General features: G+C 64.6%; 11 protein-coding genes. 9 read left to right on the top strand and 2 right to left on the bottom strand.

The features are described 5' to 3' along the window. Positions 1-279: 279 nt before the first annotated feature. Positions 280-1,485 (top strand): UDP-galactopyranose mutase, encoded by a 1,206-nt coding sequence (gene glf, locus CMASS_RS09750; RefSeq protein ID WP_022863506.1) that lies wholly within the window; start codon positions 280-282, stop codon positions 1,483-1,485. A gap of 694 nt (positions 1,486-2,179) precedes the next feature. Further along, the gene (locus CMASS_RS09745; RefSeq protein ID WP_022863507.1) at positions 2,180-2,782 is read left to right on the top strand and encodes a three-helix bundle dimerization domain-containing protein; all 603 of its coding nucleotides are present in this window, start codon (positions 2,180-2,182) and stop codon (positions 2,780-2,782) included. 181 nt (positions 2,783-2,963) lie between these two features. Here CMASS_RS09745 and CMASS_RS09740 read toward each other — a convergent pair whose 3' ends face one another. Together CMASS_RS09740 and CMASS_RS09735 are read right to left on the bottom strand one after the other, a co-directional pair. After that, a complete protein-coding gene (locus CMASS_RS09740) occupies positions 2,964-3,554 on the bottom strand; it encodes a hypothetical protein (protein WP_022863508.1) in 591 nt (196 codons plus the stop codon). Positions 3,555-3,646: 92 nt separating this feature from the next. Next, positions 3,647-5,110: a DUF5129 domain-containing protein gene (locus tag CMASS_RS09735; protein WP_027018771.1), complete on the bottom strand. Its 1,464-nt coding sequence runs from the start codon at positions 5,108-5,110 to the stop codon at positions 3,647-3,649. Between the two features lie 185 nt (positions 5,111-5,295). On the opposite strand from CMASS_RS09735, the gene CMASS_RS09730 reads away from it, so the two are divergent. The 7 genes from CMASS_RS09730 (at position 5,296) to CMASS_RS09700 (ending at position 14,653) form a co-directional block, all read left to right on the top strand. Beyond that, complete coding sequence (locus CMASS_RS09730; RefSeq protein ID WP_022863510.1) at positions 5,296-7,251, top strand: glycosyltransferase; 1,956 nt, start codon at positions 5,296-5,298, stop codon at positions 7,249-7,251. Between the two features lie 4 nt (positions 7,252-7,255). Next, the gene (locus CMASS_RS09725; RefSeq protein WP_022863511.1) at positions 7,256-7,771 is read left to right on the top strand and encodes a phosphatase PAP2 family protein; all 516 of its coding nucleotides are present in this window, start codon (positions 7,256-7,258) and stop codon (positions 7,769-7,771) included. Further along, a complete protein-coding gene (locus CMASS_RS09720) occupies positions 7,768-8,832 on the top strand; it encodes a decaprenyl-phosphate phosphoribosyltransferase (protein WP_022863512.1) in 1,065 nt (354 codons plus the stop codon). Before CMASS_RS09725 ends, CMASS_RS09720 begins: the two co-directional genes overlap by 4 nt. Positions 8,833-8,864: 32 nt before the next feature. Continuing rightward, on the top strand, positions 8,865-10,616 hold the full coding sequence (locus CMASS_RS09715; protein ID WP_022863513.1) for an arabinofuranosyltransferase AftB family protein: 1,752 nt from the start codon (positions 8,865-8,867) through the stop codon (positions 10,614-10,616). Between the two features lie 235 nt (positions 10,617-10,851). Further along, entirely contained in the window at positions 10,852-11,802 is a 951-nt protein-coding gene (locus CMASS_RS09710) for an alpha/beta hydrolase (RefSeq protein WP_420536143.1), read from the top strand. A gap of 283 nt (positions 11,803-12,085) precedes the next feature. Beyond that, positions 12,086-14,047: an alpha/beta hydrolase-fold protein gene (locus CMASS_RS09705; RefSeq protein ID WP_022863515.1), complete on the top strand. Its 1,962-nt coding sequence runs from the start codon at positions 12,086-12,088 to the stop codon at positions 14,045-14,047. A 15-nt stretch (positions 14,048-14,062) separates the two neighbouring features. Next, positions 14,063-14,653, top strand: coding sequence for a hypothetical protein (locus tag CMASS_RS09700; RefSeq protein ID WP_022863516.1), 591 nt, complete (start codon positions 14,063-14,065; stop codon positions 14,651-14,653). The last annotated feature ends 7 nt before the right edge of the window (positions 14,654-14,660 follow it).

Raw genomic sequence — 14,660 nt, 5'->3', positions numbered from 1 at the left:
GCTGGGGTTGCGATTTTTGACTGTCGCGAAACGAGTCTACGTCGTAAATGCACTGGTCAAAGCTCCTAAATCGAACGGGGTGAGCAACTCCCCGGGATGGGCAGCCGAGTTACCACAGTAGATAGTAGTTAATTGCTGGTGAAAATGATAGCGCTGTGGTGCGTGTGATTGAAGGTACGGGGGAGTTGTGGGCGTGTTATCGGCGTTCTCAATGTGTGCCTAGACCGCGCACGGCGCGTTAGTCCGTGTGCGGGGCGGCGGTGCAATAGGGTTGGCCCCATGACTACAGCTGCTGGTAATTCCTATGACCTCATCGTCGTCGGCACCGGGTTCTTCGGCCTCACCATCGCGGAGCGCGCCGCTCGCGAGTTGGACAAGAAAGTCCTCATGATTGAGCGCCGTTCCCACCTGGGTGGCAATGCGTATTCCGAAATCGAGCCGGAGACCGGTATCGAGGTGCACAAGTACGGCGCGCACCTGTTCCACACCTCGAACAAGCGCGTGTGGGATTACGTCAACCGCTTTACTGACTTCACCGATTACCAGCACCGCGTCTTCGCCATGCACGACGGCACGGCCTATCAGTTCCCGATGGGGCTGGGGCTTATCAACCAGTTCTTCGGTAAGTACTACTCGCCGGATGAGGCGAAGGAGCTCATCGAAAAGCAGCGCGAAGGCAAGGACCCGGCCGAGGCGGAAAACCTCGAGGAGAAGGGCATCGCGCTCATCGGCAAGCCTTTGTACGAGGCCTTTGTCAAGCACTACACCGCCAAGCAGTGGCAGACCGATCCGAAGGACCTGCCGGCGTCCATCATCTCCCGCCTGCCGGTGCGCTACACCTTTAACAACCGCTACTTCAACGACACCTACGAGGGCCTGCCGGTCGACGGCTACGCCGCGTGGCTGGAAAACATGGCTGCCGATGACCGCATCGAGGTACGCCTGGACACCGACTGGTTCGACGTACGCGACGAGCTGCGTGCGCAAAGCCCCGACGCGCCGGTGGTCTACACCGGCCCGCTGGACCGCTACTTCGACTTCGCCGAGGGCGACCTGGGCTGGCGCACCCTCGACTTCGACCTCGAGGTCAAGGACACCGGTGACTTCCAGGGCACCCCGGTGATGAACTACAACGACCCGGACGTGGACTACACCCGCATCCACGAGTTCCGCCACTTCCACCCGGAGCGCGACTACCAGACGGACAAGACCGTCATTATGAAGGAGTACTCGCGCTTCGCGGAGAAGGGCGACGAACCGTACTACCCGATCAACACCCCGGAGGACCGCGACCGCCTCAAGGCCTACCGCGAGCGCGCCGCGAAGGAGGCCCGTGAGAACAAGGTATTGTTCGGCGGCCGCCTGGGTACCTACCAGTACCTAGACATGCACATGGCCATCGGCGCTGCTCTGTCCATGTTCGACAACAAGATCGCGCCATATTTCACCGAGGGTAAGGCCATCGAGCAGGAGCGCGGCCACTAATTCGCCCGCGCCGAGTGGTGCGTTCGGCGCTGCACTGACGTTTCGTCGATAACGCCGTCTGCTACGTGCCGGAATGAGTGTTGCCCGACCAGCTGGATTATGAACGGGTATCCGCCAGTGGCAGACGCTGCGGCGTCGAGCGCCCTCTTTACTATTTCTTACTATCTTTATGATCTTTACTATTTCGAGTGAGCGCATGCCGTGCCCTCGTCATACGGGGAGGGGCTAGCAAAACGGTTTTCGGGACACCGGTTTCGGGGATAACGGGTTCCGGTCGGGGGTGCACACCGGAAGGTTACGGATAAGTTAACTCGACGTTTCGCTACGCGCGCCTGAAAGTTAACTAAAGATGTCCGTCCGGTTATGTGTCGGTCGTGGCGCGACGGGGGAGATGGGCGTACACTCAGGGTTGGCTACATTAATTTTACCGCGGAAAACACGCTATACGGCCAGGTAAACGCCTGTTTGTGACATGTGAGACACCCGCAGAAAATTGATTGGTCTGACTCAACGGTTTGACGTAACCCAGTGTCCGTGTAAAGTTAACTACAGGTTAACAACGAGTTGGGGTGAGCGTCCCCGTTTCTCGACGCTCGCTACAGACGGCGAGCGCGCGGGAGTCGTAGCGCGATAGTCGCGCTCCCTCAATCTCGTTCCTCTTCACCGATGAGAGAAAGTAGGTAGGTGAATCGCAATGAAGAGCAATGATCGTCGATTCGACACCATCCGTGAGGATCTGCACCGTGGCTACGGCCACCGTTTCACGGCCGAGCAGATTGACCACAAGCTGGACGAGGTTATCGAGCGCCACTCCACCCGTGCAGTCCTGGACGAGTTCGTCCCCGTGCTCGTCGAGCGCGACGTCACCGAGTTCTTCGGTGAGCACCGTCTCCACGTCCGCTTCGCTGCGGGCGACGACCCTGCGCTGGCCAAGGCCGCAGTTGCCCTGACCAAGCAGTACGCGGGTGATGCCCTCGTGGTTGACTCCGCGGTGGAGCCGGCCGAAGACCTGGGTGACTCCCACGTCGCGCACGTCCTGCAGGAGCGCGGTCTGTACTCCGCCTCCCGTCACCTGGACAATGTCCGCACCGTGGCCATGCCGGACTTCATAGTCTTCTTGGGCGCCGACGTCCCGCGCGACGAGGCCGGTAAGGACGTGAAGATCTGGGACATTTCCCGCGCCAACACCGTGGAGGAGACCCGCGAGCTCCTCGACGACCTCGAGGCCCGCGTACTCTACATGCTGAACAAGCTCGGCATCGAGCCGGTGGAAGCCCACGAGCCGGTCTCCGCGTAAAGTACGCGAAAGCCAATTGAAAAGCTCCGGGCCTAGGACCGGTTAATTTCTAGGAACAGCTAGTGATAATGCGCCGGCGTGCTTGGAAACCGCGCCAGCGCACACATAAAAGGCGCCGTGTGCACCACCCCATTCAACTTGCTGGGTGGCTGCATGCGGCGCTTTTCGATGTTGGGCGAAGCTACATGGCCTCGCCGGTGGCCATCCTGTCGCACACCTTCCACTGACCATCTTCCTTCTTCATGTCCAGGCGCTCGAGCGGCAGTTTGATCTTGCCGGTGTCTTCGCTGTCCTTTTCAAAGTCCAGCTGCATATCCGGAATTACCTCCAGGGACTTCTCGGTGCGCGCCCGGGCGTTGCCGAGGGTCGAATCCACCTCATCCCAGTCGATGCGTGCCGGGTCCAGCTCGCCCGCGTCAGTCGCGCGGGTTTCATCAACCATGTCCGAGCACACCGAATCGTTGATGAGGGTATTGATTCCCGCCATCGCGCTGGTCATCTTTTCGCCCGTGGCGTCATCGTCGGCCTTGTGCATATCCAGCGCATCGAGCATGTCACGGGTGAGCTCGTTCGATGCGATGAGGAACCGGCGGCCCTCTTCCACCGCCTGCTTTTCGTCCGGGGACTTTTCGTCGGCGTCCGTAGATTCCGGGGCCGCCGAGGCACCGGCATCAGCGTCGTCTCCCGCTGGCTGCGAGCACGCCGCGACACCGAGAAGCGCCCCGGTGCACAGGGAGGTGGCTGTCATGCGGGCGAGGCGGGGCAGGTGCATAAAGCGCGAGGAGTCCTTTCTTAGTAAGGGAAATCATGGGGTATACAGCAGGCCTTAGGGTAGGGCATGAGCCGGCCCACGGCAGGCTGGGACTAGAAGCTCGACGAACCACCCGCGCCCGCAAACCCGCCGGCGGAGTAACCGGTGGTCACGCCGCTGCTGCTGTTGCTGCTGGAGGCGGCGGCGACATCGGACGAATGCCAGTTGTTGACCACGGAGAACGGCACGTAGTAAATGCCCATGCCCGGGTGCCACGACGACGAACCCAGGGTCGGGGCGGTGTGATCGCCGCGTTCGACCGTTTTGTCCGAGTACATCGATTCCCGCACCGCCTCGATGACGGCGTGGTAGTCGGTGAGGATGCCGGTGTAGGTGTCCATGAAGTCGGGGGAGGTGAGGCTGTCGGTGCCGTCACCGTGGCCATCGCGAAGCGCGAGCACCCGCTTGTCGATGTCCACCAGGCGCTCCTCCTCCCGCGGCTGTGCCTCGGCCCGCGCGTCGGCGATGTCGCGGTGCAGGTCAGTCAGCGCCCGGCGGCGCGCGGTGGCATCGCCGTGCTCCAAGCTGGCGAGTTCTTCCACGTTGGCCTCCGCGTTGACGGCCTCTTCGACGGCGGCGCGGGCATCGGCAAGCGCGCTAGCGTGGGCGCGAAACTCCTTGTCAGTGGACGATCGGTCCAGCTCACCGGTCTTGTCCAGCGCGGACTGCGCTTTCAGAAACGCGGCCTTGATGTCGTCCCACTGGCGGCGGAACTCGTCATCGGCCAGCGGCGAGGACAAAGAATGCGCGCGGACGTCAATGGCGTCGAGGCGGGTGGCGATGTCGCCGTGGTGCGCCAGGATGTAGTCGTAGTCCTCGCGCGCCTGCGCCGCCTTCTTTTTGCGGCGGGAACGCAGCCCGATTCCGCAGGCAATACCGCCGCCGGCGAGGACTCCTCCGGTGGCAAGAATCCCGGGCCATTCCGAGGACTCACTGCGCACCTCTGTGTCCGCTGCGCCCTGGGCGCCGCGAAGAAGCCCCAGCGCCCAATTTTTCTCCCGCAAGGGATCGCGCATCTCATCCGTGATGCCGGCCAGTCGGGCATCGTCTTGCAAGTCCAGGTCCGCCGCCACGTCATCGCCGGCGTAGACACCCATCTTCTTTGGGTCGAGTCCCACGGCGACGATGACCGTGCCGGGCGCGAATTTCTTCTGATCGGCATCCAAAAGATCCCGCCGCTCGTCTTCGCCGAAGTAGCGGACCGTGTCATTGAGGTTCTCATCGTTGTCCGCGAACGTCAGGTAGACGACCCGCTGCACCGAATCCGGGAAGTCGATGCCCGTGGTGCGCTCGTCCAGCATCTTCTTATCCGAGTCGGAGAGAATGTGGGCGCCGTCGACGACTTCCACGTCGGAGGTGTGTGCGTCGATGTTCTCGCTGGCGCCGGCCGCTGTATCAAGAGGCGCGGTTGCGTGTGCATATGTGGTCAGGCCAGGCGCGGTCACGACCAGCGTCGCGGTGAGCAGCGAAATAGCAGTGAGGGACAACGGTAATAAGCGGGATGCCGGACGATTCATACGGTGAAGTTAACACGCGCACCGGACATTGCGGGGTGGAGCGTCTTGTCCAAGCATTCAGGTGGCTTCCAGGCACTTGCCGCGTGTATAGCGCGGACATGTCGGGCCGCGGCATTACTGTTAGGTAACGAATGTCTTGGCCAAGCGTCGTCTCCCACACACGAGTAATGGAGTAAAACACCATCGTGACTAATGAGAACCAGATTGCGTATGAACCGCTGCAGCGCATCCTGCTGCCGCGGCGGGGCGAGCCGAACAACGTTCGGTTGCTCTACCTCATCGAATCCGAGCACAACCGCGAGCGCCTGAAGTGGCACGACCGCGCCACGCTGGCCATCCCGGCGGGCGAGGAAGTCTCATTCGAGACCTACTTCAACGCGTTCCCCGCCTCCTACTGGCGGCGCTGGTCCCAGCTGCGGACCGTGGTGCTCAGCCTGGATGTCACCGGGCAGGCGAACGTCTCGCTCTACCGCTCCAAGCAGGACGGGCAGCGCGTGGCGGTGGCCAACCACCTGGTGGAAGACGGCCACCACGAGTTCGAGCTGGAGCTGAAGAACTTCGAGGACGGCGGCTGGCTGTGGTTCGACGTCACCGCGGAGACCGACACCGTGCTGGCCGATGCCGCGTGGTGCTCTCCGCAGGCCCCGGCCGAGCAGGAGCTTCCCGATGGCACGACTGTGCCCGCCGCGGACAAGCGCGTGGCGGTGGGCATCCCGACGTTTAACCGGCCGACCGACGCGGTGGCGGCGCTTAAGGCGCTGGCCGAGGACCCGGTGGTCGACGGCATCATCGACTTCGTGCTCATGCCCGACCAGGGTGACAAGCACCCGGCGGACGAGGACGGTTACGCCGCGGCCACCGCGCACTTTGGCGAGCGCTACCGCGAATACCGCCAGGGCAACCTCGGCGGCTCCGGCGGCTACTCCCGCATCATGCTCGAGGCGGTAGAAAACACCGACTCGCCGTTCATCCTGTTCATGGACGATGACATCGCCATCGAGCCGGATTCCATCCTGCGCGCGGTCCAGGCGGCGCGCTACGCGGCCCGCCCGATCATCGTCGGCGGCCAGATGCTCAACCTGCAGGAGCGCTCACAGCTGCGCACCACCGGCGAGCGCGTGGATCGTGCGACGTTCATGTGGGGCCCGGCGCCGCACGCGGTCTACGACCACGACTTCGCCGACTACCCGATGTCCAAGATCGGCACCCCGGAAACGCACCGCGACCCGCGCAAGTACGATTCCCGCGCCATCCACCGCCGTGTGGATGTGGAGTACAACGGCTGGTGGATGTGCCTGTTCCCGCGCGTGGTGGCCGAGAAGGTCGGCCAGCCGCTGCCGCTGTTCATCAAGTGGGACGACACGGAGTACTCGCTGCGCGCGCAGGAATTCGGCTTCCCCACCGTCACCTGGCCGGGCGCGGCCATCTGGCACATGGCGTGGGCAGACAAGGACGACGCGATCGACTGGCAGGCCTACTTCCACCTGCGAAATAGGCTCATCGTCGCCGCGATGTACCACGACGGCGAAGCCCGCGGGCTCACCCGAAACATCTTCAAGTCCACCCTGAAGCACGCAGCGTGCATGGAGTACTCGACCATCGCGATCCAGATCGAGGCGATGCGCGACTTCCTGCGGGGCCCGGACCGCCTCTTCGACATCCTGGAAACCTCCCTGCCGCGTATCAACGGCGTGCGCAAGGAGTACTCCGATGCTCAGGTCATCGAGTCCGCCGACCAACTGCCCAACCCGTCCGGCGCGCCGGGCGTGCCCACCCGGGACATCGGCGGGCGCCTGGCCAAGCTGAAGAAGATCCCGTGGGCACTCAAAGGCCTCAAGCACCTGGTGTCCAAGGAGGACCGCGCCCACCACGAGGTGCCGCAGCTCAACCTGACCCCGGACGAGGCGCGCTGGTTTTCACTGTCGCGCGTGGACTCCGCCACGGTCACCACCGCCGGCGGCACGGGCGTGATGTTCCGCAAGCGCGACCGCGACCTGGCCAAGGACTTGGTCCAGGAAAGCCGCGAGCTGTTGAAGACCATCGAGAGCAACTTTGACGAGCTGCGCCGCGTTTACCGCGACGCCCGTCCGGAACTGACCGATCGCCGCGTGTGGAGGGATTTCTTTGACAACGAGCGCTAGCTCCATGGACCGGTTGAACCACGCCGAATCCCGCATTCTGGAGTCCATTCAGTCCGTTGCCTTCGACGCGCCGGGGGTCGTGCCTACCGCACGCGGCTTGAGCCACTTCGGTGAGCACGCACTGGGGTGGATGGGGCTTGCGGCGGCGGGGGCGGTCATCGACAAGCGCCGGCGCCGCGGCTGGGTGACCACGGGCGCGGCGGCCTTTACCGCGCACGCCGCCTCGGTGGTGTTAAAGCGCATCGTGCGACGCCGCCGCCCCGACTTCCCGCACGTCAAGGTGGGCGTGGGCACCCCGTCGCGGCTGTCTTTCCCCTCCTCGCATGCCACCTCGACCACGGCCTTTTTGGTCTCCGCGGCCCGCGTGACGGGGCAGCCGGCTTTGCTTTCCGGTATCCCCGTGATGATGCTGTCGCGTATGGTGCTCGGGGTGCATTACCCGTCCGATACCGCTCTCGGTGCTGCCCTAGGTGCGGCCACCGCGGAGGCCGCTTACCGCCTGGAAAGGAAGATCGCATGACGGAAGCCAAGGACCACGCCGCCCGCGAGACGGGCTATACCGACGAGGTCAGCCGCCCCGGCGAGGCTGCTGCCACGGGCCAGCGGGAGACCGAGCGCAGCGTCTTCCAGTCGGAGCCGCACACCGAGGGCATCGACAACAACCGCAAGCGGAAGCCGCCGAAGAACTTGCTGGACGGCATGGTGAAGGCCCTGCGCCCGAAGCAGTGGGTCAAAAACGTGCTCGTGTTGGCGGCGCCTGCCGCCGCGGGTGCCGATCAGCTCTTCCACGGGCGAGTGCTTGCCGATGTCGCCTTGGCCTTCGTCGTTTTCTGCCTCGGCGCGTCCTCTATCTACCTCATCAACGACGCCCGCGACGTGGAGGCCGACCGCCAGCACCCGACTAAGCGCTTCCGCCCCATCGCGGCGGGCGTTCTGCCGGTCTCGCTGGCGTATGTCATGTCGGTGGTGCTCATCGTCGCCGCGATCGGGCTGTCCTTCTTGGCCACCGACGGCGCCCAGCTGGCGCTCGTCATCGCGGTCTACATCGCGCTGCAGTTGGGCTACTGCTTCGGCTGGAAGCACATGCCGGTGATCGATATTGCCCTGGTGTCTTCCGGCTTCATGCTGCGCACCATGGCCGGCGGCGTGGCCGCGGGCATCGAGCTGTCCCAGTGGTTCCTCTTGGTCGCGGCCTTCGGCTCGCTGTTCATGGCCTCCGGCAAGCGCTACTCAGAAATCCTTTTGGTGGAGCGCACCGGCGCGAAGATCCGCAAGTCCCTGGAGGGGTACACGCCGACCTACCTGCGTTTCGTGTGGACTCTCGCGGCGACCGCGGTGGTTATCGCGTACTCCCTGTGGGGCTTTGAGCTGGCCACGGACGCGCCCAACAACGGCGGTGTGTGGTACCAGGTCTCGATGGTGCCGTTCACCATCGCCATCTTGCGTTACGCCGCCGACGTGGACCGCGGCGAGGGCGGTGCGCCCGAGGACATCGCGCTGTCCGACCGCGTGCTCCAGGTCCTCGCGCTGTTGTGGCTGCTATGCGTGGCGATGGCGGTCTACATCGTTCCGGCGTTGTAGTACCCCAGAGGGGCAGGGTAGGATGTGCCCTCATGACTGACCTCGATTCCGGCAGGAAGAACCGCGTTGCTTTCGGCAGCGCGGTCGTATCTGCAGTGGTAATCGGGGTCTTTTCTCTATGGGGCGGGTGGGCCCGCCGCTGGATTTCCGATGACGGGCTCATCGTCCTGCGCACCGTGCGCAACCTGGCCGCGGGCAACGGCCCGGTGTTCAACGTGGGCGAGCGCGTGGAGGCCAACACCTCGGTGCTGTGGCAGTATCTAATCTTCGTCGTTCACGCCGTCACCGGCGCGGAGCTCGAGGGCATCGCCACCGTGCTGGCGCTGGTGCTGTCGGTGGCCGCGTTAGTGATCGGCGTGTGGGCGACCGCGGAGATCTACCGCCGCGACGAGCTGAAGTGGTGCGTCTTCCCGGCCGGTGCCCTGGTGTACCTGGCGCTGCCGCCGGCCCGCGACTTCTTTACCTCCGGGCTGGAGTGGGGCCTTTCCATCTTCTACCTCGCGGTGCTGTGGTGGGTGCTGGTGCGCTGGGCGCGCGGGGCCGCCGCGCCCACGCTGTGGCTCGCGTTTACCGCCGGCCTGTCCTGGCTGGTGCGCCCGGAGCTCGCGCTCTACGGCGGGGTCATCGGCATCGTCTTGCTGGTGGCCCACCGCCAGTGGTCGCAGCGCGGCCTCATCCTCGCCGCGGCCTTGCCGGTCCCGGCGGGCTACCAGCTGTTCCGCATGGGATTTTATGGCCTGCTCACCCCGCACACCGCCGTGGCGAAGTCGGCGGCGGACTCCGAGTGGGGCAAGGGCATGGACTACTTGGGCGATTTCGTCGGGCCGTACTGGCTGTGGCTGCCGCTCATTCTCTTCGCGGGGCTCGGTGCGGTCGCGGTCTACTCGCACCGCCACCGCGCGGTGACGTTGCGCTCCGTGCCGGTCGCGGCGGCGATCTTCGTCGGCTGCGCGCTGCTGCACGTGCTCTACGTCCTGCGCGTCGGCGGCGATTTCATGCACGGGCGCATGCTGTTGTTGCCGCTGTTCGCGCTGCTTTTGCCGGTCTTTGTCATCCCGGTCCGCGGGCTGTGGACTGGGCTGGTGGCGCTCGTGGCCGCCGCGTGGGCGCTGACCATCGTGCTGCGCGGGCACCCGGTGGATACTGCGGATTACGAAAAGGACTTCAACGTCGTCGACGAGCGCGAGTTCTGGACGTACGCCACTCGTCGCCCGTCCGGCGACCCGCCGAAGCGCGCCGCCGACTTTTTGCGCAGCCGCCACATGCGGGGATTCCCGCCCGCCGCGCGGGATCTGGCCGACGGCGACGCGTTCGCCTCGCAGTACCTCGAAGACGGCGAAAACGATCTAATCAGCTGGATGACCTTCCCGCGCGAGACGGGCCGCACTGACCCGCCCACCCTGTACTTCCTCAACCTCGGGATGACGGGCATGAACACCTCGCTGGATGTCAGGGTGCTCGACAACATGGGCCTTGCCACCCCGCTGGCGGCGCGTCAGCCGCGCACCGAGAACGGGCGCGTGGGCCACGACAAGTACCTCGCCGCGCAGTGGCAGCTCGCGGACTCTGCCGTGGATCTCACCGAGGTGCCGGACTGGCTGGACCCGGAGGGCGCCGTACAGGCGCGGCGGGCGTTGCAGGATCCGGACGTGAAGGAGCTATTCGCCTCGTACCGCGATCCGCTCACCTGGGACCGGTTTTGGGACAACGTGGCGTTTTCGCTGGGTAAAGGCCGCACCTTGGAGCTGCCGTCGGACCCGGATGACTACTCCGGGGTGCGGTAGCGCACCGCTTCCGGTGGGACTTTATAGCCGCTGTGGTTTAAGGTAGTGGCTACGATCGTTACGTTCGCGTAATAATCCTATTCCCACCAGTTAACATCCCGGGCGGAGCCTGCGATACGGATGTAGAGCCCCTGAAGAAAAACTCAAGGAGAGACCTGACGTGATGTCTTCGACTTTGCTGCGCAGTCGCCAGCGCATTCTCGCGCTGGTTACTGCTCTCGTTATCGCGGCCACGATGGTGTCGTTCGCCGGCACCGGCAAGGCACAGGCCGCCAACCGCGACTGGCTGCGCCCGGACGCCACCGGCACCTGTGAGTGGGACGGCGTGGGCTTCTGGGTCCAGCGCTGCGACGTGTGGTCGCCGTCGATGGGCCGCAACATTCCGGTGCAGATCCAGCCGGCGAAAAACGGCGGCAACGCGGGCCTCTACCTGCTCGACGGTCTGCGCGCGACCGACCAGACCAACGCGTGGTTGAACGACGTCAACGCGGCCGAGACCTACGTCAACGACAACATCACCCTGGCTATGCCGGTCGGTGGCGCTAGCTCTTTCTACGCGGACTGGGAAGGCCCGGCGACTTATGACTTTGTCAACCCGGTCAACTACCAGTGGGAGACCTTCCTGACGCAGGAGCTCAAGGGCTACCTGGCCGATAACTTCGGCGTTGCGCCGGACAACAACGCCATCGCCGGCCTGTCCATGGGCGGCACCGCCGCCATCACCCTGGCCGGCAAGCACCGCGACCAGTTCCGCCAGGTCCTGTCCTACTCGGGCTTTTTGACCACCTCCATTCCGGGCGCGCAGACCTTCATGCGCTTGGCGATGTTGGACGCCGGTAACTTCAACATCAACGCGATGTACGGCTCCATGTTCAACCCGCGCCGCTTTGAAAACGACCCGTTCAACCAGGTGCAGAACCTGCAGGGCGCGGACGTTTACGTCTCCGCTGCCAGCGGCATCCCGGGTCCGCAGGACGACCGTTACCTGCCGGAGCACAAGGCAGCCGGCGCGGCCCTCGAGGCGGCGTCCAACCTGACCACCCGCGCGTGGGAGGCCAAGGCCCGCGCCGCCGGCCTCAACCCGGGTGTGGACTACCCGGCCCTCGGCCTGCACAACTGGGAGGAGTTCGGCGCGCAGCTGGATAAGACCCGCCCGCGCGTGTTGGACGTCATGAACGCCTGGTAGGGCTCGTCGGGTCTCTCCTTACTTCTACCTTCGCTTAAAACCTGTTCAGCTCCTCTCCCCGCCTTAGGGGAAAGGAGCTTTACTGGTTTTATGCCCTTCACAGTTGCGCCACAGCCGCGGCGTGTCGGATTTCTGAAAGTCTCAAGTTGAACTTAAACTTGACCGCACAGACGACAGTAGAGCCGCCGTGACAGGCACGCCGCTCCGGAGGAGGGGAACCTTCGGATCGTGCAGCCGGCCCGCGGGGCGAGAAGACCCCTAGATCTTGCAAGGATGTTTATTCATGCGTTCTTCCGCGTTTAGCACCCGCCTGCGTTCCCCACGCGCCGTGGTGGTTCCGACTGCCCTCGCGCTCGGTATCGCGCTGGCTCCCATCGCCGGCCCGCACACCGCCCTGCCGCAGGCGAAGGCGGATCCGTCCCCGGCTGACCTGAGTTCCAACTTCAACCCGGGCATCTCGGACTACATCGCGCCGTCCGCGCCGCCGCAGCGCACCCCGACCAAGACCGAGCACCCGGACGTGCCGGGCTTGCCGGATGGAGTGGACATCGACCGCGTGGAGTATTTGAGCCCGCGCCACCTCATGGTCTACATCAAGTCGCAGGCTATGCCGGACAAGCTGCAGAAGGTGCAGGTGCTGCTCGCCCGCGATTACTACGAGAACCCGGACAAGACCTTCCCGGAAGTCTGGGCCCTCGACGGCCTGCGCGCGCGTGACGATGAGTCCGGCTGGACCATCGAGACCAACATCGAGTCCTTCTACGCGGACAAGAACGTCAACGTGGTCATGCCGGTCGGCGGCGAGTCTTCCTTCTACTCCGACTGGAAGGAAGAAGACAACGGCCAGCACTACATGTGGGAGACCTTCCTGACCAAGGAACTCATCCCGATCATGCAGAAGCAGTTCCGCTCCAACGACAAGCGCGCGGTGGTGGGCATTTCCATGGGCGGCACCGCCGCGGTCAACCTGGCGGAGCGCAACCCGCACCTGTTCGACTTCGTCGGCTCCTTCTCCGGCTACCTGGACACCACCACCACGGGCATGCCGGAAGCCATTACCGCCGCGCAGATCGATGCCGGCAACTTCGACTCGCAGAAGATGTGGGGCCCGCTCTACTCCCAGGACTGGATCGACCACGATCCGAAGCTGGGCACGGAGAACCTCAAGGACATGACCGTCTACGTCTCGTCCGGATCCGGCCGCGACGACTTCGGACAGAAGGACAGCGTGGCCAAGGGCCCGGCGAACCTGGCTGGCATCGGCCTCGAGGTCATCTCGCGCATGTCCACCCAGACCTTCGAGCGCTACTCCCGCAACGAGGGCGTTAAGACGGTGGCGAAGTACCGCCCGTCCGGCGTCCACAGCTGGGAGTACTGGCAGTTCGAGATGACCCAGGCGTTCCCGTACATCGCGGACTCCTTCGGCCTGTCCAAGGAGGACCGCGGCGCGGATTGCCACGCCATCGGCGCCATCGCGGAGGCCACCAAGGGCGGCAGCATCGGCTCGTGCGTGAACAACGAGTACGACATCGCGGACGGCAAGCAGCAGAACTTCCGCGCCGGCACCGCCTACTGGTCGCCGCACTCTGGCGCGCACGCGCTCTACGGCGCCATCGATGCGAAGTACGCGCAGATCGGCGGCCCGGATTCCTGGCTGGGCTTCCCCAAGTCCACCGAGAACAAGACGCCGGATGGCGATGGCCGCTTCGTCGACTTCGAGAACGGCTCGATCTACTGGACCGCCAAGACCGGCGCGTTCGCCGTGCCCAACGACATCAAGGACGAGTGGGGCAAGGAGAAGTGGGAGGCCGGCAAGTACGGCTACCCAGTGGCCGAGCCGGTCGGCGAAGGCGACGGGCTCTACCAGGAGTTCCAGGGCGGAGTCATCACCCGCAACCCGGACAAGTCCCACCAGCAGGTCTTCGGCCTCATTGGCCAGAAGTACCGCAAGGAAGGCGGCGCCAAGTCGGCGCTCGGCTTCCCCACCAGCAGTGAGCAGACCCTGAAGGACGGCTGGGTGCAGCACTTCGAGCACGGTCACATCTACGCCCGCAAGAACGGCGAGACGCACGTCGTCCTCGACGGCGGCATCTTCGACGCGTGGGGTAAGAAGAACTTCGAAAACGGCGTGTATGGTTGGCCTACCGAAGACACGAAGGAGATCCCTGCCGGCGGCCGCGAGCAGAAGTTCGAGCACGGCACCATCCGTGAGGTCAACGGCAAGGTTCAGGAATCGAAGAGTTAGGACACCCCACACACCATGCGTAGCCCAGCTAAGCCCACCTCCGCCCTGCGCCGTGTAGCCCGCCGTGGCGCGGCCATCGCGTGCGTGGCGGCTACGTGGGGGATCGTGGCGTGCGGGTCGGCCACCGTGGATGGCAACTCCGGCGGTAAGGACGGCAACAACGCGACGGGTACCGAACAATCCGTCGCCCCGCTGGACCGCGGGCAATCGTCCTCCGAAAGCCCTAACTCCGAAGACCCTAGTTCCGAAAGCTCCAGCGCCGAACCGTCGTCCAAGTCCAAGGGCGGAAACGCGGCTGAGGCGGGTGCCGGGGCCGGGGCGGGCGCTGGCGAGGACCGCGGTGCGCGCGAGGTCGACGACATCCCGGAGCCGGAGGACAACACCTCCCCGGAGGACAAGAAGTATCTGGACTTCCTTAACGACAAGAAGGTCGATACGAAGGACGCCGAGGGGCAGATCACCAGCGCCGCGATGACCGTGTGCAGCGAGGACACGGTGACCCTGCCCGCGGTGGCGGGGCAGCTCATCGCCCAGGAACGCACCGACATGGAGCACGGCGAGTTGGTGCGTTTGATGACTGATGAGGCAAAAGAAATCTACTGTTAGCCAAACA

This window comes from Corynebacterium massiliense DSM 45435 (genome assembly GCF_028609805.1).
Taxonomy (GTDB): Bacteria; Actinomycetota; Actinomycetes; order Mycobacteriales; family Mycobacteriaceae; genus Corynebacterium; species Corynebacterium massiliense.
This window is presented reverse-complemented; position numbering and strand designations above follow the sequence as displayed.